This is a genomic window from Pannus brasiliensis CCIBt3594 (assembly GCF_036688125.1).
Lineage (GTDB): Bacteria > Cyanobacteriota > Cyanobacteriia > Cyanobacteriales > Microcystaceae > Pannus > Pannus brasiliensis.
In genome coordinates this window covers 1-22,681 of the sequence record NZ_JBAFSM010000038.1, presented here as the reverse complement: position 1 = coordinate 22,681, position 22,681 = coordinate 1, and the positions used below count along the sequence as shown (strand labels likewise).

At 52.0% G+C, this 22,681-nt stretch carries 27 protein-coding genes and 1 pseudogene; 13 read left to right on the top strand and 15 right to left on the bottom strand.

Annotation, left to right across the window (positions count from 1 at the left end; translation table 11 throughout):
* Positions 1 to 34 precede the first annotated feature (34 nt).
* The gene (locus V0288_RS17625; RefSeq protein ID WP_332866459.1) at positions 35 to 859 is read right to left on the bottom strand and encodes a sulfurtransferase; all 825 of its coding nucleotides are present in this window, start codon (positions 857 to 859) and stop codon (positions 35 to 37) included.
* An 84-nt stretch (positions 860 to 943) separates the two neighbouring features.
* Positions 944 to 1,369 carry an ATP-binding protein gene (locus V0288_RS17620; RefSeq protein ID WP_332866458.1) on the bottom strand — a complete coding sequence of 142 codons (426 nt, stop codon included), beginning with the start codon at positions 1,367 to 1,369 and terminating at the stop codon, positions 944 to 946.
* Positions 1,370 to 1,551: 182 nt separating this feature from the next.
* Here V0288_RS17620 and V0288_RS17615 point away from each other — a divergent pair, with 182 nt between their 5' ends.
* The gene (locus tag V0288_RS17615; protein WP_332866457.1) at positions 1,552 to 2,694 is read left to right on the top strand and encodes a PP2C family protein-serine/threonine phosphatase; all 1,143 of its coding nucleotides are present in this window, start codon (positions 1,552 to 1,554) and stop codon (positions 2,692 to 2,694) included.
* A gap of 86 nt (positions 2,695 to 2,780) precedes the next feature.
* Here the strand turns inward: V0288_RS17615 and V0288_RS17610 are convergent, their stop codons facing one another.
* Entirely contained in the window at positions 2,781 to 3,104 is a 324-nt protein-coding gene (locus V0288_RS17610; protein WP_332866456.1) for an STAS domain-containing protein, read from the bottom strand.
* Positions 3,105 to 3,209: 105 nt separating this feature from the next.
* On the opposite strand from V0288_RS17610, the gene crtO reads away from it, so the two are divergent.
* Entirely contained in the window at positions 3,210 to 4,859 is a 1,650-nt protein-coding gene (crtO, locus tag V0288_RS17605; protein ID WP_332866455.1) for a beta-carotene ketolase CrtO, read from the top strand.
* 113 nt (positions 4,860 to 4,972) lie between these two features.
* Here the strand turns inward: crtO and V0288_RS17600 are convergent, their stop codons facing one another.
* The 7 genes from V0288_RS17600 to ahcY form a co-directional block, all read right to left on the bottom strand.
* Positions 4,973 to 6,346 carry a gluconeogenesis factor YvcK family protein gene (locus V0288_RS17600; RefSeq protein WP_422662010.1) on the bottom strand — a complete coding sequence of 458 codons (1,374 nt, stop codon included), beginning with the start codon at positions 6,344 to 6,346 and terminating at the stop codon, positions 4,973 to 4,975.
* A 98-nt stretch (positions 6,347 to 6,444) separates the two neighbouring features.
* Entirely contained in the window at positions 6,445 to 6,939 is a 495-nt protein-coding gene (locus tag V0288_RS17595; protein ID WP_332866453.1) for a Tic20 family protein, read from the bottom strand.
* A 95-nt stretch (positions 6,940 to 7,034) separates the two neighbouring features.
* Positions 7,035 to 7,610, bottom strand: a complete 576-nt coding sequence (locus V0288_RS17590; RefSeq protein ID WP_422662009.1) for a hypothetical protein — start codon at positions 7,608 to 7,610, stop codon at positions 7,035 to 7,037.
* 186 nt (positions 7,611 to 7,796) lie between these two features.
* Positions 7,797 to 8,969, bottom strand: coding sequence for a molybdopterin-synthase adenylyltransferase MoeB (gene moeB / locus V0288_RS17585; RefSeq protein ID WP_332866451.1), 1,173 nt, complete (start codon positions 8,967 to 8,969; stop codon positions 7,797 to 7,799).
* A 152-nt stretch (positions 8,970 to 9,121) separates the two neighbouring features.
* Positions 9,122 to 9,523: a glycine cleavage system protein GcvH gene (gcvH, locus tag V0288_RS17580; protein WP_332866450.1), complete on the bottom strand. Its 402-nt coding sequence runs from the start codon at positions 9,521 to 9,523 to the stop codon at positions 9,122 to 9,124.
* Positions 9,524 to 9,732: 209 nt separating this feature from the next.
* Complete coding sequence (locus V0288_RS17575) at positions 9,733 to 10,341, bottom strand: DedA family protein (protein ID WP_332866449.1); 609 nt, start codon at positions 10,339 to 10,341, stop codon at positions 9,733 to 9,735.
* 196 nt (positions 10,342 to 10,537) lie between these two features.
* Positions 10,538 to 11,815: an adenosylhomocysteinase gene (gene ahcY, locus V0288_RS17570; protein ID WP_332866448.1), complete on the bottom strand. Its 1,278-nt coding sequence runs from the start codon at positions 11,813 to 11,815 to the stop codon at positions 10,538 to 10,540.
* A 231-nt stretch (positions 11,816 to 12,046) separates the two neighbouring features.
* On the opposite strand from ahcY, the gene V0288_RS17565 reads away from it, so the two are divergent.
* The 4 genes and pseudogenes from V0288_RS17565 to V0288_RS17550 all read left to right on the top strand — a co-directional run bounded on the left by V0288_RS17565 (position 12,047) and on the right by V0288_RS17550 (position 13,177).
* Entirely contained in the window at positions 12,047 to 12,376 is a 330-nt protein-coding gene (locus tag V0288_RS17565; protein ID WP_332866447.1) for a DUF6883 domain-containing protein, read from the top strand.
* A 6-nt stretch (positions 12,377 to 12,382) separates the two neighbouring features.
* Positions 12,383 to 12,643, top strand: coding sequence for a DUF4926 domain-containing protein (locus tag V0288_RS17560; protein ID WP_332866446.1), 261 nt, complete (start codon positions 12,383 to 12,385; stop codon positions 12,641 to 12,643).
* A 26-nt stretch (positions 12,644 to 12,669) separates the two neighbouring features.
* A complete protein-coding gene (locus V0288_RS17555) occupies positions 12,670 to 12,936 on the top strand; it encodes a hypothetical protein (RefSeq protein WP_332866445.1) in 267 nt (88 codons plus the stop codon).
* A gap of 15 nt (positions 12,937 to 12,951) precedes the next feature.
* Positions 12,952 to 13,177, top strand: a pseudogene (locus V0288_RS17550) (hypothetical protein).
* 203 nt (positions 13,178 to 13,380) lie between these two features.
* On the opposite strand, the gene V0288_RS17545 reads toward V0288_RS17550, so the two are convergent.
* Positions 13,381 to 15,099, bottom strand: coding sequence for a tetratricopeptide repeat protein (locus V0288_RS17545; RefSeq protein WP_332866443.1), 1,719 nt, complete (start codon positions 15,097 to 15,099; stop codon positions 13,381 to 13,383).
* 428 nt (positions 15,100 to 15,527) lie between these two features.
* Here V0288_RS17545 and petB point away from each other — a divergent pair, with 428 nt between their 5' ends.
* The 3 genes from petB (at position 15,528) to V0288_RS17530 (ending at position 16,914) form a co-directional block, all read left to right on the top strand.
* On the top strand, positions 15,528 to 16,196 hold the full coding sequence (gene petB / locus V0288_RS17540; RefSeq protein ID WP_332866442.1) for a cytochrome b6: 669 nt from the start codon (positions 15,528 to 15,530) through the stop codon (positions 16,194 to 16,196).
* A gap of 64 nt (positions 16,197 to 16,260) precedes the next feature.
* A complete protein-coding gene (petD, locus tag V0288_RS17535) occupies positions 16,261 to 16,743 on the top strand; it encodes a cytochrome b6-f complex subunit IV (protein ID WP_332866441.1) in 483 nt (160 codons plus the stop codon).
* Positions 16,744 to 16,779: 36 nt separating this feature from the next.
* Positions 16,780 to 16,914, top strand: coding sequence for a hypothetical protein (locus V0288_RS17530; protein ID WP_332866440.1), 135 nt, complete (start codon positions 16,780 to 16,782; stop codon positions 16,912 to 16,914).
* Here V0288_RS17530 and bcp read toward each other — a convergent pair.
* The 3 genes from bcp to V0288_RS17515 form a co-directional block, all read right to left on the bottom strand.
* On the bottom strand, positions 16,903 to 17,379 hold the full coding sequence (bcp, locus tag V0288_RS17525; protein WP_332866439.1) for a thioredoxin-dependent thiol peroxidase: 477 nt from the start codon (positions 17,377 to 17,379) through the stop codon (positions 16,903 to 16,905). The genes V0288_RS17530 and bcp overlap by 12 nt on opposite strands.
* A gap of 86 nt (positions 17,380 to 17,465) precedes the next feature.
* Positions 17,466 to 18,311, bottom strand: a complete 846-nt coding sequence (locus tag V0288_RS17520; protein ID WP_422662008.1) for a M56 family metallopeptidase — start codon at positions 18,309 to 18,311, stop codon at positions 17,466 to 17,468.
* Entirely contained in the window at positions 18,304 to 18,732 is a 429-nt protein-coding gene (locus V0288_RS17515; protein ID WP_332866437.1) for a BlaI/MecI/CopY family transcriptional regulator, read from the bottom strand. Before V0288_RS17515 ends, V0288_RS17520 begins: the two co-directional genes overlap by 8 nt.
* A gap of 90 nt (positions 18,733 to 18,822) precedes the next feature.
* On the opposite strand from V0288_RS17515, the gene V0288_RS17510 reads away from it, so the two are divergent.
* Entirely contained in the window at positions 18,823 to 19,113 is a 291-nt protein-coding gene (locus V0288_RS17510) for a small RNA NsiR4-regulated ssr1528 family protein (protein WP_332866436.1), read from the top strand.
* Between the two features lie 53 nt (positions 19,114 to 19,166).
* Here V0288_RS17510 and V0288_RS17505 read toward each other — a convergent pair whose 3' ends face one another.
* Positions 19,167 to 20,384: a molybdopterin molybdotransferase MoeA gene (locus tag V0288_RS17505; protein WP_332866435.1), complete on the bottom strand. Its 1,218-nt coding sequence runs from the start codon at positions 20,382 to 20,384 to the stop codon at positions 19,167 to 19,169.
* Between the two features lie 9 nt (positions 20,385 to 20,393).
* On the opposite strand from V0288_RS17505, the gene V0288_RS17500 reads away from it, so the two are divergent.
* The 3 genes from V0288_RS17500 (at position 20,394) to psb27 (ending at position 22,615) form a co-directional block, all read left to right on the top strand.
* On the top strand, positions 20,394 to 21,293 hold the full coding sequence (locus V0288_RS17500; RefSeq protein WP_332866434.1) for a glutaminase: 900 nt from the start codon (positions 20,394 to 20,396) through the stop codon (positions 21,291 to 21,293).
* Between the two features lie 166 nt (positions 21,294 to 21,459).
* The gene (locus tag V0288_RS17495) at positions 21,460 to 22,119 is read left to right on the top strand and encodes a DUF1294 domain-containing protein (RefSeq protein WP_332866433.1); all 660 of its coding nucleotides are present in this window, start codon (positions 21,460 to 21,462) and stop codon (positions 22,117 to 22,119) included.
* Positions 22,120 to 22,213: 94 nt separating this feature from the next.
* Entirely contained in the window at positions 22,214 to 22,615 is a 402-nt protein-coding gene (gene psb27, locus V0288_RS17490; protein ID WP_332866432.1) for a photosystem II protein Psb27, read from the top strand.
* Positions 22,616 to 22,681 lie beyond the last annotated feature (66 nt).

Sequence of the window (22,681 nt, the reverse complement as noted above, 5' to 3'; positions counted from 1 at the left end):
CGATTAAGTATTACTACTATAACAGATAAACGGGTTAGGTCAGGTAGGAACACCAATCGCTCCATCCCCCAGCATACAGCTTAACATTGTCGTATCCCGCGAGAGCGAGGGAGAGAAGATTGACGCAGGCCGTCACCCCGGAGCCACAGTAGACGATCGCCTCGCCGTCGCGCCCGATATCCCGCCAACGCCGTTGATGGAAGTCCGCCGGCCAGATCGCGCCCCGCTCGTCAGTAATCTCTATCCAAGGATAGTTGACCGCGCCCTCGATATGTCCGGCGATCGGGTCGATCGGTTCGCGTTCCCCCCGGTAGCGATCGGCCTCGCGCGAGTCGATCAGAACGCTCGCGGGCGGTTCGGGACGGTTTTTCACCTCCTCGATCGAGACGGTCCATTCCCGACGGGGAGCGGGGATAAACCGGCCGGTCGCGGCCGCGGGGATCTCGGCGGAAACGGGATAACCCGCCGCTAACCACCCTTTCCAGCCGCCGTCGAGCAAACTGACCCGATCGTGTCCCAGATAGCGCAGGAGCCACCAGAGACGGGACGCGAAGGCGAAACGGGAATCATCGTAAGCGATAACGTGGCTCTCTCCCGAGATTACCCCGATCGAGGCTAATTTTTCCGCGAGAATGTCAGGATTCGGTAACGGATGCCGGCCGCTGTGACGATCGATCGGGGCCGAGAGATCTCGATCGAGGTCGAGATAGTACGCGCCCGGAATATGACTTTCGAGATACTGCTGACGGCCGAGATCCGGCGCGGTCAACTGAAAGCGACAATCGACGACGATCGTGTCGGGGCGATCGAGGTGTTCCATTAACCAAGGGGCGGAGACGATCGGGGAAACTGGGTTCATCGGCATTTAGGCAGGTAGAGTGTAGGGTGTCGGGTGTAGGCTGGGGGTGAAAGGGGAAAGGGGAAGGGGGAAAGGGTGAAGGGATTACCGGCCGGCCGGAGGGGTAAAGGATTTGACGATCGATAAACAGTTCCGATCGTCCGGGGTGCGTTGGTAGGCGAGATGGGTGGCGATCTTGCGGAGGATGGGAATTCCCTGGCCGCGGCCCGAGCGGAGCGCGTCGGGAGCGAGGTTTTCCCGCAGGTATTTTTCGAGGTCGAAGGAGGGGCCGTGATCGAAAATGCGGAGATCCATACCGTCCGGGGTAAGCTCGATCTCGATCTCGATCGGGATCTCGGGGGGGAGATTTTTGTGAGCGTGACGGACGGCGTTGGTGAATCCCTCCGCGAGGGCGAGTTGACATTGTAGCCAATCCTTTCGAGCGATCCCCGCTCGATCGAGTTGGTCGAAATATTTCAAAACGGTCTCTAGCGATTGAAGTTCGCCGTCCACCTTGAAAGAAATTTTCACGCCCCGCGTCGCCTCACGAATCGAGTAAGGTAAAAATCAAGCTATCGCGGCAATAAAGCCCGATCGCTCACCTCTAGTGTAACGGTCGCGGTCTCTTTCCGATCGAGAGAAATCGCGGGGGAAAAGCCCCGTCCCGGTCGATCGGGCGAGAAGTAAGATAAAGAAATCGAGTTAGGTAAAGTATGGCGAAAATCCTAGTGGTTGACGACGACGTAGCGATCCGAACCATGCTCGAACGCGCGCTCAAGAGAGTTTACGAGGTAGTCGTCGCGAGCGATGGGGACGAGGGACTTTCTCTCGCGCGACAGCTACACCCGGCGATGGTGATCTGCGATTGGATGATGCCGGGGATCGACGGGTTGGAGGTATGCCGTCAGATCAAGATGACCCCGGAACTCTCGACGACGTTTTTTATCCTCTTAACTTCGTTGGGATCGGTGGAAGATCGGGTGAAGGGACTGGACGCGGGGGCGGACGATTTTTTATGTAAACCGATCGAGATCAACGAGTTACAGGCGCGGGTGAGAGCCGGGATGAGACTGCATCAACTCAGCCACGATCTCCAAGCGCAAAAAAGACTTTTAGAAATGGAACTTTTAGAGGCGGCGGATTACGCGCGATCGATCCTACCCGAACCCTTGAAAGGGGACGATATCTCGATCGATTTCCGTTTTTTGCCCTCCCGTCAATTGGGGGGCGATGGGTTCGATTATTACTGGCTCGATCGGGATCATTTAGTTCTCTACCTTCTCGATGTGGCCGGTCACGGTCTACGGGCGGCTTTACCCTCCCTATCGGTGATCAATCTCATTCGATCGAAAAGTTTGAACCGGGTGAATTACTATCAACCGAACGAGGTTTTACACGGACTCAATCAGGTTTTCCAGATCACCCAGCGCAATGATAAATATTTCACGATCTGGTACGGTGTTTACGATACCGCCCGCCGGGAATTAACCTACGCCAGCGCGGGACATCCCCCGGCGATCTTACTTTCTAAAACCCTCTCCGGACATATCGAGGAAACCCGATTAAAAGCGCCCGGTTTCCCGATCGGAATGTTTTTAGAAGCGGAGTACGTGAATTTATCCCACCCGATCGAATCTCCCGCCAGTCTCTATCTATTCAGCGACGGTATCTACGAACTCGATCGCCCGGGGGGAAAGATCTGGGGATTAGAGAACTTTATTCGAGCCTTACACGAGTATCACGAGAATTGTTTCGCCGATCTCGATCGCTTTATCCAAACCATTCAAGCCTTACAGATCGGCAGTAATTTTAACGACGATCTCTCGATCATGCAAGTGAACTTTAAAGGTGCCTGAAAAAGACCGAGAGAGTTTCGATTCCCGCGAAAACAATCGCGTAAATATCCCGCTAGATAGATGTATTACAAGATTTCCTCGCCCGATTATCCGATCGCTCTTTTCCGTTCAAATTCCTCGCGATTGTCAAAAATCTCGAATACCCGATCCATATTGGTTAACTCGAATAGCATTTGAATCTGTTCGTTGATCGAACATAAAAATAGTTCCGCGCCCGCCGTTCTAGCGGTTTTTAGGGAGAGAACCAACGCGCCCAACCCCGAACTATCCATGAACGTGACCTCTTGAAAATCGATGAGGATTACCGTCGCTCCCTCTCGGACGGCATCGGTGATTTCTTCCCGGAATTGTCCCGCCCGCGTACCATCTAAAATTCCCGATGGCTGGATTACGTTCAAAAAATAACTCATAGAATAAAGACCCGCGCGCCCCCGCTCGTTCAAGCAATCTTTACTATATTTAACATATTACTGTCAAGAAACGCGCAAAATAAAAGTAGGAATTTTAGAAAGCGCATGGAAAGCTACGATATCATTCTCATCGGCGCGGGCCATAACGGGTTAGTCTGTGCCGCGTATCTCCTCAAAGCCGGGTATCGGGTACTCCTGTTGGAGCGGAGATCCGTTCCCGGCGGGGCGGCCACTACCGAGGAGGTGATTCCCGACGCGGCGCCGGGGTTCAAGTTCAACCTCTGCGCCATCGATCACGAGTTTATTTTTCTCGGGCCCGTGATCGAGGAGTTGGAATTAAAACGGTACGGGTTGGAATATCTCTTTTTCGATCCGACGGTTTTCTGTCCTCACCCGGACGGGAAATATTTTCTCTCCTACCGCTCGATCGAGCGTACCCGCGCCGAGATCGCCCGTTTTAGCCCCCGCGACGGGGATCGCTACGTTGAATTTATCGCCTATTGGGAGGGCTTGATGACGGCGATCGCCCCGTGGTTCAACGCGCCGCCCCAGGCTTTCCTCAATATCGCCCGCAACTACGACGGTAACGCGCTCCGGCAGGTCTGGAGATCGATCGGCTCGAAAAAGAAACTGCTCGATTTCATCCGCACGATGATCACCTCCCCCGAGGACGTGTTAAACGAGTGGTTCGAGAGCGAGTTCGTGAAAGCTCCCCTCGCCCGTCTAGCGGCGGAAATCGGCGCTCCCCCGTCTCAAAAAGGTATTACCTCGGGAATGATGATGATGGCCATGCGTCACTCGCCGGGAGTCGCCCGACCGCGCGGGGGGACGGGCGCGCTTACCGAGGCTCTGGTGAAGTGCGTGAAAAGTCTCGGCGGGGAGATTCGGGTCGATCGCTCGGTGAAACAGATTCTCGTCGAGGACGGTCGAGCGATCGGGGTCCGTACCGAGTCCGGCGAGGAATACCGGGCGACCGCGGGCGTTATCTCCAATATCGACGCGCGCCGGGTGTTCCTGCAACTGCTCGATCCCGCCGACGTGGACGGTGCCGATCCCGAACTGCGGGAGAGAATCGAACGGAAAATTGTCAATAACAACGAAACAATTCTTAAAATCGATTGCGCGCTCTCGGAACCTCCCCGATTCGAGGCGTACAATCACCGAGACGAGTATTTAATGGGAACGCTATTGATCGCCGATTCGGTGCGCCACGTCGAGAAAGCCCACGCGCTGACGATTATGGGCGAGATTCCCGACGAAGATCCCTCGTTATACTTCGATGTGCCGACGATGCTCGATCCCTCGATGGCCCCGGAGGGAAAACACACCCTCTGGATCGAGTTTTTCGCGCCCTACCAGATCGCGGGCGCGGAGGGAACGGGACTCAACGGGACGGGATGGACGGACGAGATCAAAAATCGGGTGGCCGATCGGGTGATCGATAAACTCGCGAGTTACGCGCCGAATCTTAAATCCTCGATCATCGCGCGTCGGGTGGAGAGTCCGGCGGAATTGGCGAATCGCTTGGGTTCTTACAAGGGGAATTACTATCATCTGGATATGACCCTCGATCAGATGATCTTCCTACGTCCGTTACCGGAGATCGCGAATTACAAAACGCCGATTAAAAATCTCTATCTGACCGGCGCGGGAACCCACCCCGGCGGCTCGATCTCGGGAATGCCGGGACGCAACTGCGCCAATGTTTTCCTGCACGATCGAAGTTCGTGGTTACGACGGTTATTTAACTCGTGAATCGGCTATTCAAGAGGTAGTTCGATCGCTCGATCGCCGCGAGCCGGTTCCCCGATATTCGGGCGGAATTCCGGCGAGATCGGGAACTCTCGCGGGAAAAGCGATCGCCCCGACTATTTCTTCGTGTACCAGCGCCAGAGAACCCGCGCTAACCTCTGCGGATCGTGGCGAACCTGGGCGGTTTCCGCGTTTTCCGCCATCACGTTCGCCAGAACCACCCGATAGCCCAATCGCGCCACGTCCTCTCGATCGAGAAAAACCGGATGACTCTGTTCTCGCGCGTACCGTTCCAACGCTACGGGAGACGGGGGGTTTCTCTGCGCTAAAACCGCGTCGAAGACCGGCTGTTCGCAGACGCGATCGATCGCCTGAAGGTGATTCGCGACCGTGTAATGATCCGTCTCTCCCGGCTGGGTCATAATATTACACACGTAGATGCGGGGGACGGTCGCGACCGCCAGCGCGTCGCGGATCTGGGGAACCAAGAGATTGGGAATCACGCTCGTGTAAAGACTGCCCGGCCCGATGATAATATAATCCGCCTCCTCGATCGCCCGGAGCGCGGCCGGTAACGCGGGCGGATCGGCGGGATGACAACCGATCCGAAGGATACGACCGTTGGCTTCGGTGATCTTCGATTCCCCCTCGATCACCCGGCCGTCGTCCATTTCCGCCCAGAGACGCACATCGGTGAGGGTGGCGGGAAGAACTTTGCCCCGAATGGCCAGTACCCGCGAACTCGCGTCGATCGCCCGTTCCAGATCGCCGGTGATTTCCGTCATCGCCGTCAGGAACAGATTGCCGAAACTATGCCCCGATAACCCGTCCCCGGCGTGAAAGCGATATTGAAATAATTCCGTTAACAATCTCTCTTCATCGGCTAACGCGGCGATACAGTTGCGAATATCCCCCGGCGGGAGGATGCCCATCTCGCGCCGCAGTCGTCCCGACGAACCCCCGTCATCGGCCACGGTAACGATCGCGGTAATATTGGCGCTGTACTGCTTTAAACCGCGTAGGAGGGTCGATAACCCGGTTCCCCCGCCGATAGCGACGATTTTCGGCCCCCGGTGCAGACGACGGTGGGCGCGCAATCGATCGACCAATTCCTCGGAACCGTCCGGCTGGAGGGCTTCGGTGATCGTTTCCACGGTGCGACCCTGACCCCACAGTAACAAGAATACCCCGAGCGACACCGCGAGCGGCCCCGATACATAGCTCGGAACCAACCGGGTCAGGGTTTCCAGCGATTGGGAGATAAATTCTAAAATCCGATTGACGGGGGTTAATTTCACCCAGACGGCTAACCCGAACGAGGTTAGGAATACCCCCGTTAAACTAATTAGTAACCAACGTTTGACGAATAGACCGGGCGATAACCATTTAAACCAACGATTGACGCGGGCGGGCGTTTTCCGGCTCACCGAGTCAGCGATTTTTCCCCTTTCGGCCCTGAGTTTGCGTAATGCCTGTTTGAGTGGAGTGATGGACATAGTAGCCTCGTACCGAACCCGGTCATTCTGGAGAGACTGTAGCCGAAAAGAGTTACGAACTCAAGTCCCTCCCGGCCGGCGCGGGAAGCGAATTAACCGCCGACCTGACTGTAAGCGGCATCGGAAACGGTCGGGATCTCGGCGTATTTCCCGAGAACCGATTGCACGATCGAGTAAACACAGGCCGCTAACGCGCCCAAAAAGATCACGTTAAATAACGTTTCCACGATGAGATTCGCGCCCATTACTCTGGCGACCCAACTTAACAATAATCCCACCAAATACACCAAAATATCGATTAAAATCGCTTGCATGGTGTTAAATCGGATAAAATGAGCGATTCTCGGGTTGCGAACGACGGCGAGAAAGAGCACGAAAAAGACAATTAAACTGCCGAACGGACCGAGGGAATTGAGGGAATTATAGAGGAAAGCGATCGGGAATAAGGCGATCGCCAGAATCTCCGCCAATCCGGGGATCTGTCGGAATAAAAAAATACCGAACTCATAGGACGAATATAGGGGCAATAAATAAGCTAACGCCCCGAAAATCCGATCTTTCGCATCGGTCGAACCGCGCCACGTCATAATCATCTCTCCCGCGGAGGTAAATACTCACATCTCCAAGATAACCCGGAAGTAGGGTTCTGTTCCCTACTCCCGTGACCGCCGGCGATCGCTCTCTAGGGCCGGAGTTCGTTCAGGTTCTGATTCTGCGGGTAAGCGGGGAAGAGATCGCGGGGGAAATCCTCGGCGCTCAAACAGGTATCGAGCGCTTCCGCGGGGGTTTCTTTCGCCACGTCCCGACTCGTCGCGATGACGCACTCGGAGAAACGGCCGGGTAGTAAACTTTTCCGGCAGGAATCCAGGGTTTGTAGGGAGAGTTCGGAGGGGGCTTTCTTGTCTTGTTTGGTCGCGGGAGCGGCGGCGATCGCCGGAACGGCGCGATGGATATCGACCACGCAGTTGGCCAGATCGATCGGTCGTCGGACTTGATAGCAGGCGAGCAGGGCCGATTGTCCGTCGATCGGCGTTCGGCTGTTAATCATGGCCACGCACCGGGACAGTTCTTTCGGGATCAGCGCGTCGGAACAGGCTTGCGCCGCGTCTCGCGGACTAACTCCCGCGCCGGCGATCTGACGGATACAAGTATCGAATTGATTGGCGAGTACCGGGGTCGGTCGGGTTATTTCCAGTAAACCCACCGGGACGGTAGCGATCGCCACGTAAACGGTGATTTTTTTGATCCAGCTTTTCATCGTCATTCTCACACCCGATCGGGATAATTCCTCGGCTCGATTTTAGCAGATTCCTGTAGGGGAGGGGTCAGAGAAGGCGGGAGGCGGGAGGCGGGAGTCGGAAAGTATACCGATTCTTCAAAGCGGAACGACCGTTCCCAAAATCGAGGATGGTAGGGGCGAGGTCGCCTCGCCCACTCTGTAGCTTTAATATTCCGGAACGCTAGGATCGACCTCGCGACTCCAGGCGGTGATCCCACCTTTCACGTTCGTGCCGACGATCCCGGCTTCTTTGAGGATAGCGAGCGCCTTGGCCGATCGACCGCCCATCTTACAGTGCGCGATCAGGCGATGACCGTTCACCAGTTCCTTGACTTGGGGAATCGCGGAACCGTTCTCGATTTCCGGCAGGGGAATTAGCACGGAATTGGGAATCCGGGCGATCTGGTACTCGTTGGGGTTCCGCACGTCGAGCAGAACGTAATCGGTCGCGCCGCTATCGATCAGGGCTTTTAACTCGGTAACGGTCATTTCCGAGGTTTCCATCTGTTGTTTGGCCTCCTGTTCTCTCGCTTGCGGGATACCGCAGAATTGTTCGTAATCGATTAATTTCTCGATCACCGGGCGGACGGGATTGGGACGCAGTTTCAGTTCTCGGAACTTCATTTCCCAGGCGTTGTAGAGCAGTAATCGCCCGCTGAGGGTATCCGGCGCGCCGAGGATGATTTTAATCGCTTCGGTGGCTTGAATGGTGCCGATCACGCCGGGTAATACGCCTAACACGCCCCCCTCGGCGCAGGAGGGAACCATTCCCGGTGGTGGGGGTTCGGGATACAGATCGCGGTAGTTAGGGCCGCCTTGATAGTTAAAAACGGTCGCCTGTCCCTCGAACCGGAAGATCGAGCCGTAGACGTTGGGTTTGTCGAGGAGAACGCAAGCGTCGTTAGTGAGGTAACGGGTGGGGAAGTTATCCGTCCCGTCGATCACTACATCATAAGGGGCTAAAATGTCAAGGGCATTTTCGGAACTGATCCGGGTCTCGTAAAGATCGACCTGACAGTGAGGGTTGATCTCTAGAATCCGGTCTTTGGCGGAAACGATTTTCGGTTTGCCCACCCAGGAAGTTCCGTGGATGATCTGGCGCTGGAGGTTGGAACTATCGACGATATCGAAATCGACGATACCGATGCGCCCGATGCCCGCGGCCGCGAGATAGAGAAGGAGAGGGGAACCGAGACCGCCGGTTCCGATGCAGAGAACGCTGGCCGCCTTGAGACGTTTTTGACCGTCGAGGCCGACTTCGGGCAGGATAATATGACGGGAGTAGCGTTGAACCTCGTCTTTCGAGAGTTCGATGGCTTCTAGGTTGGGATTGAGCATAATTCGCGCGGTTGGTGGAAAACCCCGCTCGATCGGGCGAGGGACGAGAAGGGAAACGGATCGACGGACACAAAAAGCAGGAAGAGTTCGCGCTTCCTGTTCTTTACTTCTCTATGATAGGGTCAAGCCCGACTGGATAGCATTAATAATAATTAACCTTCGCCTTCCACTCGGGCGCGGTATTCACCGGCACCGAGGGTGCCGGCGAGGGCGGTATCGGGATTGTCCACGCGAACTTGGAATAACCAGCCATCGTCGTAGGGATCGTCCATGACTAACGCGGGATCATCGACCACGTCGCCATGTTGCGCGGTCACGGTTCCGGAGACGGGGGCGTAGAGTTCCGCGACCGCTTTGACCGATTCGACCGTGCCGATCGGTTCTCCCGCCACGATCGTGTCTCCCACCTTCGGCAGTTCAAAAAAAACAATATCGCCCAACTCGCGGATCGCGAAGGAACTGATCCCTATGGTCGCGATCTCGCCTTCTAATCTGACGTATTCGTGACTTTCCGTGTATCTTAGGTTATCGGGATATTCAAATTCAAATGTCATGGCGCGATCTCCAAATCTACAGCAACTGTCAGTTTACTAGATACTCTGCCAGAATGCGTATTAAATTGTCTCGATCGGCACGGAGAAGTCAACATTCAGCGTCTAGTGAAGCCAGAGAAGAGCATTTAGACTAAAACAAAAATGATGGTTGCCTCCCTCGCTTCTCGATCGCCCGAAACCCGTCCGGCGATCGAGAAAAAACTTTCCGATTATCCCTCGTAACGGCGGTTCCGCTTGCGGACGATCCAGATAATAAACCAGATAACGAGAGAGAGGAGCGCGATCTTGGAGACCGGCCCGATATATTCTTCCACGAGAGGATAGTTCTTGCCGAGCAGATATCCCGCCGCCGTCAGGAAAACCACCCAGAGGGTCGTCCCGATCGTCGAGTACAGTAAAAACGGCAACATCGGCATATGATTCATTCCCGCGGGGAGGGAAATTAATGTCCGTACCCCCGGCACCAAGCGACAGAGTAAAACCGCTTTACCCCCGTGACGGGTGAACCATTCATTCGCTTTTTGAATATCTTTCGCGGAGACGGTGATCCATTTGCCGTATTTATCCGCGAGGCGTTCGATTTTCGCCTCATCGACGATCCGACCGATATAGTACCAGGGTAAAGCGCCAATCACGGTTCCCACCACCCCGGCGATTACCGCGGGAAGAAAGGACATTTTCCCCTCGTGGACGGTAAAACCCGCGAGCGGCATGATCAATTCCGAGGGAATCGGCGGAAAAAGGTTCTCTAAAAACATTAAGAGGGCTATCCCGAGATAGCCCATCGTGGTCATTGTATTCGTAATCCATTCAGTCATAATTTTTCAAGAATACAGGAGTCAGGAGCCAGGAGTCAGGAGAAGGAATACAGAACTAACGGTATTAAAAAGATAAAAAGCTTGGTTGCGGGAGATTTATTGTTGAAATGCCATTATTGACGGGAAGCTGGCATAAAGCGAATCGTTCTGTAACGAATCAGGGTGGGAGTTACCCACCCTGTCGTTTATCTCGCGATTAGGTTCCGGAAGTCCAGGAGTTGATATAGGTGAGTTGGTCTTCGGTGAGGGAATCGAGCGAGATGCCCATCGCTTTTAATTTGATGCGGGCGATCTCCTGATCGACCTCGTAGGGGATGGAGTAGATGCCGGGGGCGAGTTGTCCTTTGTTTTTGACGAGGTATTCCGCGCCGAGGGCTTGGTTGGCGAAGCTCATATCCATGACCGCGCTGGGGTGTCCTTCCGCGGCGGCGAGGTTGACCAAACGACCTTCGCCGATAACGACGATCGCTTTGCCGGTGGATAGGTTGTACTGTTCGGTAAAGTTGCGGACGGTTTTCACTTCCGAGGCTTTCGCGCGTAGGGCTTCGAGATCGATCTCGATGTCGAAGTGACCGGAGTTACAGACGATCGCCCCGTCTTTCATCACGTCGAAGTGTTCGCCGCGGATGACGTGTTTGTTACCGGTGACGGTCACGAAGATGTCGCCCTCTTTGGCGGCCTCGCCCATCGGCATGACGCGGAAACCGTCCATCGCGGCCTCGATCGCGCGAACCGCGTTGATCTCGGTGACGATCACGTTCGCGCCGAGACCGCGGGCGCGCATGGCAACGCCTTTACCGCACCAGCCGTAACCGGCGACGACGAGGGTTTTGCCGGCGAGGAGGATATTGGTCGCGCGGATCACGCCGTCGAGGGTGGATTGACCGGTTCCGTAGCGGTTATCGAAGAAGTGTTTGGTTTCCGCGTCGTTGACGTTCATCGCGGGGAAGGTTAACACGCCATCGCGAAGCATCGCCTGTAAACGGACGATCCCGGTGGTGGTTTCTTCGGTAGTACCGATGATGTCGCTTAATTGGTACTGTCTTTCTTTCACGAGGGTCGCCACCACGTCGCAACCGTCATCGATGATGATGTTGGGTTTGTGGTCGAGAGCGATCTGAACGTGACGGTGATAGGTTTCGTTGTCTTCGCCTTTGATAGCGTAGACGGGGATACCGTAATCGGCGACGAGACAGGCGGCCACGTCGTCTTGGGTGGAGAGGGGGTTACTGGCGATCAGTACCGCGTCGGCTCCGCCCGCTTTGAGGGCGATCGCTAGGTTGGCGGTTTCGGTGGTGACGTGACAGCACGCGGAAATCCGGATGCCGGCGAAGGGTTTCTCGATCGAGTAGCGTTCTTTGATCTGGCGCAAAACGGGCATCTCGCGACCCGCCCACTCGATGCGCTGTTTACCGATCGGGGCTAGGCCAATATCTTTAATCTCGTATTTCTGCTGGATGGGAGTTGCTACCATGTGACGTTTTCCTTATAGGGTTTCCGATTAACGGTTAATTTAACTTAACATTGTCGGGAGATTCGCGCCAATGTCAAGCCCTAGGGGAAGTTTTCCGATAGGGATAAGTTATCGATCGACCCGCCGGGGTTCGGAATTCCCGGTCGATCGAGCCGATCGGGGTAGGTCGCTCTCCGTGGCTACAATAATTTTGGGGGTACGCGGAAAGCGAGAGAGGTCGCGTGAACCGAGATGAAGTTACCCAACGGCGAACTGGCGGAGATCTCGATGGAAAAACTAATCGGCTATCGTTTGAATCCGGAACATTCCAGAGGAAACAATAAAGCCAGAGTTTTTCGCGCTCGTTTGGGAATCACCGCCGAGAATGCCGAGGAATTACGAGATCTTATCCAACAGGCCGCCCTTGAGGGGGAAGTTGTCCAACAAGTCGTTACAGAATTCGGCCGACAGTTTAAAGTAGACTGGACGATACCCGATCGGGAAGGAATACAACTGCGGACTATTTGGGAGATCGGTTTGACGAATCCTAATCCCCGCCTAATTTCTGTCTTTATCAAGTGAGGGAATATGAGAGAAATCAAACTCTTCGATACGGTAGCGCTCATCCACTCGGTTCCTCGGAAGCGATTAACTTTAGTCGAGCCGGATTACGACATGGTTTCGAGTCTACCTAGCGGACAGGTGGGAACGGTGGTCGAGGTGTACGAAAAAGACTCCCGCCATCAATATTTAGTCGAGTTCTCGGATAGTCAAGGTCGGGAGTACGCGATGGCTGTTCTGTCGGCCGATGAATTTCTGGTCTTGCATTACGAACTTGAGGTGGCGTGAAAAGGGGAAACGCGATGAACCGGTCTATGAACGATAACAGCAAAATTATGACCCTTAAAGATCGGCTTATTCGAGAAATAGAACAGATACCCGATTCTCTCCTCTCGCGAATACTCGATTACGCGATTTTTCTCAAGGAACGATACGGCGAGGAAGAAGTTACCGAAGAAGAACGGGAGAGTATTGCCGCTTCCGAGTCCGATTATCGATCGGGAGATTATGAACCTCTCGAACCGGATTTGAAGGATTGGTTAGGTCTAGAAAACGAGTTCGATCGAGAAAATCAATGGTAGATTTCGAGAAACGCTATGGCTCAAGTAAAAGTTTTCTACGAACCGGAGACAGAATTACTCACGGTATTCTGGCAAGCGCCTAGAAAAGAACAGGTGGGCACCGAGTTAGGAGACGGGATTATTCTGATTAAGGATTCGATCACCGGGGAGCCGATCGGCTTGGAAATTCTCTCCTACCGTGGGAGTCGATCGCTTCGACACGGTGAGCGTTGAATTAGGAAAATTGAGTTCCGTAAGTTAATGGAAACCTCGTTATGGAACCGATAATTGATGAGCGATCGAGAAGTTTCCCCGTGATGAATTGTTGAACGAGAAGTCGATATACTCGAATTCTCAAATTTAGCTAGAAACTGGATATAGCGTTTTTCGGTAACTTCAGGTACGTTCATGGGGATGTAGTCACTTAGTAATAAGAATCTATGTGTACTTTCCCCTTTCGAGCGACTATACGAAATCACGATACTTTATTTTCAATAAATTTTTGTAATCTTTAGACTCCAATAAAGCGTTTAAGAAATCATACGAATCCTCTAGAAAAGATTGTCTAAGATCGATTTCTTTATTTATTTCTTTCAACGCTTCTATTAAAACATTTTTTCTATTAATTTCTTGCTCGCGTTGTTTTTGGATTCGATTCTCGATACTTGAAACTATTAAATACACCACAAAACAGAAACAACATACGAAACCAAAGCTTAGTATTATAGCCAAAAACCAATTCTGAATAAGGTAAAGATATACTATGGCACTCAACAAGCCTATTATTACTGCTACCATGAGTGAAAAAATTGATTCTACACTCTCAAAGTTATTATCATTATTATTCCCGCTTTTTTTATTCTCTGTTCGTTGAACCTGTAATTCTTGAACGGTTAATTTTTGCTCTATCATCAATTTTTCTTGATTTAATTTTTCTAATTCTGTTAAAGATTCGTCCATTAATGGCATTTTTGTATTTGCCGACTCGCACGCCCGCTTTAAAAACTTGAGTATTTTACTACTGTAAACACAGTCAGAATAAGAAGGGTTTTGAAATTTTTTTTGAACTTCGTCGAATAACTGTCGCAATTCTATCATAAAATCAGGACACTCTTTAATACTCTTGTAGGACTCGATTTGAGCGAATAAATCTTGAATATCCTTAATCGATCCTTCGACTTGACGATGAATTTCTATCGACATATCTCCCAATAATTTTAAAACAGGTTGCCGGACGGGTTCGAGGTCGGGTTCGATAGCGGCAAGTGTGAATAGAGAGTCATCCATTTCAATAGACCGCTTGATAGTGTTTAACGCTTTATTTAGTTGATTGGATAGAGACGCATAAACACCTACGGTAAAGAGATGTTTAGGAGATTGAGAATCAAATGCCAGAGATCTTTCCGCACAAGTTAAAGCATTTTGATAATCTTGTCGGGCGTAATGAGTACGAGCGATAACCCATAAAGTTCTAGCTTTTGAAAGGTTATCTAAATTTGCGGGTAAAGAAAGGGCTTCTTGAAAATACTGGAGAGCCTGCTGTGAATTGTTTTTGTGTAATTCTATATATCCAAGATTCATTAATACTTGATAATCGATCCTGTCATAATCGAGAGCGCGCAGGAATCGTTCTTCCGCCTGCTGGTATTGTCCATTTACATACAGTCTCACTCCTTGAAATACTAATTGACGAGCCTCGTTGTTCCGGCTCTCCTGTAAGATCGCTAGAATTTTATCCAGTGTCTGATTTTGTTGGATTAACTGCCATCGGATTTCGCCTAACTCAATAGAGAGTTTTTGACCTAGCGAATCGATGGAACTAGACATTCGATCGGCGGCAGAATTAATATTGCTCGAAATAGTCGCTCCCATCTCGGTAATATTGTTGGAAATCCTCGTTCCAACTTCTCTTACCGTACTTTGCATTTGTAGCGTCTGTTGCCCGATCTGTGCCGAGATCATTTTAGATCCGGCGATATTACTCGCCACGATCGATCGAGCCGCTCTTTCTTGCGTTTCTATTTGCTTTGTCGCTAAGGTAATCAACGCTCGTTGACGTTCGGGGGATTCTTGAAGCAACTCGTTTTTTAACCGCTCCGAGTCGGTTCCGCCGGTCGCGTTACCGTAATATACGCCCGCGTTGCCAAAAGTATAACGTTCGATCATTGATAACGATGATTTCATGATTTTCTTTCCTTCTCGTACTTAAATTTTTATTTTTTACGCGCCGTGTTTACGGGAAAAACACAATAACTTGAACAAAGACGGACCAGGAAACAATCTCGACAATACTGTATATCGATCGCTTTGCCGCGGGCAATAGCAATACAACTCGTAAGAGAATACTGAACTAAGGTTAGGGGATTTGAACGGACATCGGTTAAAAAGCGGCCTCACCTTCAATATACCCATCTCGTCCTGGAGAATCAACCTCGCGCTCACCTTTTATCATAATTTCCTGACAAAATTCTCGATCGAATCGGATCAACCCGCTCGATCGAGGGATGACAGGCCGGCGGAAACCTTGCGAGAGCGAGAATTCGGGCGGAAATCGTGTTACATTTTTTAATGGAGAAACCTACAATCTTTCATCTTTTCTAGATCTTGGCTTCATGTTTACCAAACAAGTAACGGATTCTAAAGCATATCAGTGGTTTCAGGAACGGTTAGAGATCCAGGCGATCGCCGATGATGTCAGCACCAAATACGTTCCCCCCCACGTCAATATTTTCTACTGTCTGGGCGGTATTACCCTCGTCTGCTTCCTGATCCAGTTCGCCACTGGATTCGCGATGACCTTTTACTACAAACCCACTGTCGCCGAAGCCCTCTCTTCCGTTCAATACATCATGAACGAGGTCAACTTCGGTTGGTTAATCCGCTCCATCCACCGCTGGTCCGCCAGCATGATGGTGTTGATGATGATCCTCCACGTCTTCCGCGTGTACCTGACCGGTGGTTTCAAAAAACCCCGCGAACTCACCTGGGTTACGGGTGTCGTTCTCGCCGTCATCACCGTCAGCTTCGGGGTAACGGGCTATTCCTTACCTTGGGATCAGGTCGGTTATTGGGCGGTTAAAATCGTGTCCGGGGTTCCCGCCGCGATTCCCGTCGTCGGCGATCAACTCGTTACCCTGATGCGCGGTAGCGAGAGCGTCGGTCAAGCCACCTTAACCCGTTTCTATAGCCTGCACACTTTCGTCCTTCCCTGGTCGATCGCGGTCTTCATGTTAATGCACTTCTTGATGATCCGTAAGCAGGGCATTTCCGGGCCGTTATAATTTCCGGCCTTTATAATTCAGTTAACGTCCATCTGTCGATCCGAATCAGTTAAGGAGAGCATCCATGTCCACCTTGAAAAAGCCGGATCTCGCCGATCCCGCGCTTCGTGCCAAACTGGCTAAAGGTATGGGTCACAACTACTACGGTGAACCCGCCTGGCCTAACGACCTTCTCTACGTGTTCCCCGTGGTGATCCTGGGAACGATCGGACTCTGCACGGGTCTGGCGATTCTCGATCCCACGATGATCGGGGAACCCGCCGATCCCTTCGCGACCCCGCTTGAAATCCTCCCCGAGTGGTATCTTTACCCGGTTTTCCAAATCCTCCGCATCCTTCCTAACAAACTGTTAGGGATCGCTGGCATGGCGGGTGTTCCCCTCGGACTGATGCTCATTCCTTTCATCGAGAGCGTCAACAAGTTCCAGAATCCCTTCCGTCGTCCTGTCGCTACCGCGATTTTCCTCTTCGGTACGATCGTGACGATCTGGTTAGGCGCTGGCGCGACCTTCCCCATCGACAAATCTCTCACCCTCGGTCTGTTCTAAATTACTAGATCGATCGAGCTTCTATCGCCCGCGTTCGTGATTACCGGTTTCGGTCGATCGAGCGCGGGCGATAGTTTTTGTAGGAGGCGGGAGGAGGCAGGAGGCAGGGGGCAGGAGGAAAAGGTATTCTTTAAAAATCCCGATTGGAAAGCTGACGGCTTAGCGCTGTAACTCCCGAATTTTCTGTAAAACGGCTTCCGCGTGACCCTTGGTTTTCACGTTCGGCCAGATGTACGCGATATTTCCGGACGGATCGATCGAGAAAGTCGATCGCAAAATCCCCATATATTCCTTACCCATGAATTTCTTTAAACCCCACGCGCCGTAAGCTTCCGCCACCTGATGGTCGGGATCGCTGAGGAGTTCGATCGAGAGCGATTGTTTCTCGATAAAGCGACAGTGGGACTTCTCCGAATCCGGGCTAACCCCGACGACGACCGCCCCCAATCCCGCGAAATCGGGCGAGAATTTGCTGAAATCCGTCGCCTCTACCGTACATCCCGGAGTATTATCCTTGGGATAAAAGTACAGAACCAGCCATTTTCCGGCGAAATCCTGTAGGCTAGTGAGTTTTCCGTCTTGATTGTTAATCGAGAAAGACGGCGCTTTCTGACCGATTTCTAACTTCTGACTCATAACGAAATACGCGGGATAAATTTTTTATTCTCGGGCAAAATCAACCATAATAAACCGATTTTCTCGACCTCCTACCTCCCGCTTTCTTAGGAATGCCAGGGGAGTAGTAGAAAGGGAGCGAGGGAAAAAGAGAGTAAAACCCATACTTGCCAACAAAATCGGGGAGATTCGGTTTCTTCTTCCACTAGGGCATCGATTCTTTCTAACAAACGGTTATTTAAAGATTCATCGGCCAGGGTCGCGCAACATTCCGCGGGAAATTCGATCGCCGAAACCTGATTGACTTTTCGCGCGACTTGTAGTAAAGATTCCGCGAGCAGTAGGGGATCGACGGAACGCGCGGCGTGGTTATCGGCGCGTAACTCGCGTAAAAAGACCAATTCCGACCATAATTCCTCGGTATTGGGAAGCCACGCGGAAAACGATCGGGCCCATCCCAACCAGAAAAACCAGAAGGTATCGCGATAGTCCGAATGCGCGCTCTCGTGGGCTAAAACGGAGCTTAAATGCTCTTCGTCGAGCAGTTCTAACAATCCTCTCGTGATCACTAATTCCGAGTCCCACAGACCCACCCGCGCGCTGTAGGGGAAGTCCAGATCGATAATTCTCGCGGGTTGTCCCTCGACGATCGCGCGGGGATAGTTTTCGAGGTATTTTCGGGCGCGATCCGCTTGATAGTAGCGTTGGATCAGGGAAAACAGCGCGAAACTTATCCAGGCGAGCGCTAGGACATAACTAAGGCGATTCTCGTGGTAGCCGAACATCTGGCCGCCGTAGCCCATGCAAATCACCGCGATCGCCGTCATTACCAACAGTAACGGCGGAAAGAGAAAGAAAAATAGCGAGATCTGCCAACGGCGTTGATAGGTGGGCAAAAAGGAGCGCAATCCGAGGGCGATCGCCAGAGCCAAGAGCAACATTAGGCTATGAATTGCCATTTTTACCCCGTTTTTCCCGAAGTTTTGCTAGACGCTGGGCGATAGCTTCAATTTGCTCGACACTGGCGGTATCGAGACTATCCGCGAAGGAAGCGACCACATCGGGATTACCGATCGCCAGGAAACGATGTAAGCGATCGTAAGCGTGGATGGCGTGGGCCTGTTCGCGAGAAACCAGCGGTTTCCAATAGAATACACGACCTTCCTTGTAACAGGTCAACCATCCTTTATTGGTGAGGCGGCGTAGTACCGTTGTCACCGAGGTGTAAGCGAGTTCCCGATCGGGATCGGCGAGAATGCGATCATGGACATCCTTGACGCTTACCGTTCCCAATTCCCAGATAATTTCGAGAATTTCCGCTTCTAGGGGGCCTAGGGATAGCTGTTTCGGTTGATAGGTCGGCAATCGAGGCATAGGAAACCGCGCTGGAAGATTACTCTTACAATCATAGCGGGGGAGATCGATCGACTGATACAATGACGGAAATTCTTTTAGGATTTCTTTATGTCTACGGAAACACAATCGACTAAGGGTGCGGACGCGATCGACGTGGCGATCGAGAGTGGGATCGATTTCGACGGGACTCCCATCCCTCCCGAAAAATTAGAACTCTATCACAAAGTTATGGGTTTAGAGGCCGGCCGTCAACGCAGTGGCGTTTCTAACACCATGCGCTCGCGGATCGTCCGGATCGGCGCGAAACACATCCCGCAAGATGAGTTAAATCAAATGCTAACCGATGCGGGTTTCGCCCCTCTCAAGGACAAAGAGATCGCGTTTTATTACGTGAAATAATCGATTTTCTGTAGGGGCGCGAGCCTCGCGCCCTTATCGCGTCTCACCGCGAATTAAACCAACAAAATTTCTACCGTTTCTCCCTCTTTGGCGATCGATCTCCCTTTGGGAAGTACCGCGAGGGCGTTCGTTCCCGCGAGATTGATTAAATTCGCGGAATTATATTGTCCCGGCGCGAGATGGAATTCATACATCCCGTTGACAATTTCTACCCGTCCCCAGAAATAAACCTCGCGTTCTCCTTTCGATTTCAACGGGTCGCGGGCGATCGCCGATCGAAATTGAATTTGATAATCCGATCGCCCGGATAATTTCCCGATCGCCCCCCGGACGAAACGCCAACAAGTCACCAACGCGGAAACGGGATTTCCGGGGATTCCGAAATACAGACAATTATTCGGAAAAGTAGCCACGGTTAACGGTTTTCCCGGTTGAATCGCCACGCTACGGATGTGAATTTCGCCGCCTAATTCCTCTAATAATTTCTCGATATAATCGTAATCTCCCACGGAAACGCCGCCGGTAGAAAGAACGATATCGGCGGAATCGATCGCTTTTTGCATGGTTTCCCGTAGATCGTCGGGATTATCTCGAACGATCCCCAATGGAATCGGGATCGCGCCGATACTCGTGACGAAAGCCGTTAACGCGTGGCGGTTGGAATCGACGATCCGCCCCGTTTGCAAGGGTTCGCCGGGATTCACTAACTCGTCTCCGGTGGAAAAAATCGCCACTCGCGGACGACGGAACACCGGGACTTCGATACAGCCCGCGGTGGCTAAAACCGCCATTTCCGGGGCGTTTATCGGCGTGTTGGCGGATAATAACAAATCGCCCGATCGATAGAAAGCGCCCCGTTTCCGCACGAAAGTGCCCGCGCGATCGGGAGGGGAAAAAATCAGGACTCGATCGCCTTCTCTCCTCGTATTCTCCTGCATCACGATCGTGTCCGCGCCATCGGGAACGATCGCCCCGGTAAAAATTCGCGCCGTTTCTCCAGGATGAATTGACTTCGACGGGGCTTTTCCCGCGGGAATTTCCTCTATAATCGTTAAACTAACGGGATTATCGGTACTCGCGCTTTCTACATCCCCGTAACGAACCGCGTAGCCATCCATCGCCGAATTATCCTCGTAGGGAAAATCGAACTCGCCACGGATCGGTTCGGCTAAAATCCGTCCGGGGGAGCGATCGCGCGGTACGGTTTCCCTTTCGGCGACCGGTTGAATCCGATCTAGAATGATAGTTTCCGCTTCTTTGACCGAGTGCATGGGGGTACGATGGATCGGTTGTCCGGGGTAAGGGTAGAGGATTTACAGGCTTGGGCGATCGAGGCGCGGGAAAAGGCGATCGGGGGGCGGCTTCCTAATTATATCCCCTGGTTGAACCAAGCGAATCCGGAGGCGCTGGCCGTACAGATTAGAAGTCTAGACGGGCGGGTGATTTCTGTAGGGAACGAGCGCTTGATTTTCCCGTTAATGAGTGTTATTAAACCGTTTCTCCTGCTGTATTTGTTAATTCATAAAGGTAGGAAAACGGTATTCGAGCGAGTCGGTAAATTTCCCTCGAATTATCCCTTTTATTCCCTAGAACAATTACGAAAGGATAACGGTTTCCCTCGAAATCCCATGCTCAATAGCGGGGCGATCGCCCTCGCCGATTTATTGCCCGGAGAAACCGCCCGCGAACGTTGTGAGATTTTGCAACGCTGGCTCAATACCAGCGGCAATTGTCAGTTATTCCTCGATGAGCCGATCGCCGAATCGGTTTTTTCCCTGCCCAACCCTCGCAATCGGTCTTTAGTCGAGGAATTGGAGGCGAGAGGCTATGTGAAAAACTCCGGATTAGCCTTAGAAACCTATAACTATATCTGTTGTCTTTCGGGGACGGTGGGCGATTTATCGAAACTGGGAATCGTCCTCCTGAATTCTCCCGATCCGATCCGCTCGATCGTGTTAGAAATTATGGCGACCTGCGGACTGTACGAGGACTCGATCGAGTTCTCGAAATCCGTGGGTTTCCCGACAAAATCGGGGGTTAGCGGGGTAGTGTTATCGGCGATCGAGAACGAGGGATCGATCGCCTGTTATAGCCCCCCTCTCGACGATCGCGGCAACCCGATCGCGGGGTTATATTTCTTGAGGAAAATCGCTCGATCGACATTCCCCGATCGAATATAATTTTCAAATAATCATTAGTAAAAAAAATGTTTACTTTCGGTCTTTTGTTTTCAAGAGATTGACAAAAAAAGATTGAGGATACTAATATTGTCGATCTTCCAGTTCCTGTAGCGAGATCTCGCGTTACGATAGTGGACAGCATCAAATTCACGGTTTATAGATAGAGATGGAACGAGGTCTAAGCAAGGGGCAATTAACCACATGGAAGGATGATCGGGGGTTCGGTTTTATTCGCCCCGTGGATGGCGGCAGGGAAATTTTTTTACATATCTCCGATATCAAAGATGCTACCCGTCGTCCGCGAGTGGGCGACACGATTTATTACACTCCCTCTTCGGATAACAACGGCAAGAGTCGTGCCACGAATGCCTTTATTTTGGGGGCGAACCGTCGATCGAACCCATCGACCCCACCCGATAAGCGAAAAACCCTCTCCGATTCCCTCCCGAATTATCCCTTCCCGTTCCTAGGATTATCTTTATTATCAATTTTGCCGATAATCGGCTCGATTCAGTTTTTTTTGACAATGGGGAACCCGATCCCGCTTTTTCTCTATCCCTTGATGAGCGTAGTTACTTTTAATCTATACGCGGATGATAAATCGCGCGCGAGACGGGGCGATCGAAGAACGCCGGAAAAAACCTTGCATCTGTGTGAACTATTCGGTGGTTGGCCGGGAGGATTTATCGCCCAGCGAAAGTTGCATCACAAAAGCATTAAAACGTCCTATCAGATAATATTTTGGGCGATTGTCGGACTCCACCTCGCGTTCTGGATAGCGTGGCTTCTCGCGCGCGATACGTTAATAAAAGCCCTTCTACGGTAGCTATTCGAGCCGTGAGAGCCGATCTCTCGCGTTCAATCGGTCACGGTTTCTTGATACGATAGGGAAACTCGCGCTCAACTATCGTATTGCAATTATGTTTCTAAAAAAATACATTTCCCGCCTGTTGGCTCTGGTTCTTGCGGTCTCGATCGGCTTGATGGGCTGTTCTAGCACCTCCGGTCTCTCCGGCAACTACGGCCAGGATACCCTACAGGTGATCGAAACCCTCACCAAAGCTCTCGATCTCCCCAAAGATGCCCCGGACAAAACCGAGGTGCAATCTTTAGCGAAATCCCAGATTAACGACTATATCGCCCGTTATCGCAAGGATAAAAGCTCCGGCGGTCTCCGATCCTTCACCACCATGCAAACAGCCCTAAACTCCCTCGCGGGCTACTACACCGCCTACGGTTCCCGTCCCGTCCCCGAAAAGCTCAAAAATCGCTTACTACAAGAATTTAAGCAAGTCCAATTCTCCTTACAAAAAGGAATTTAGAAGGCGGGAGGCAGGAGGCAGGAGTCAGGAGGCAGGAGTCAGGAGTCAGGAGTCAGGAGTCAGGAG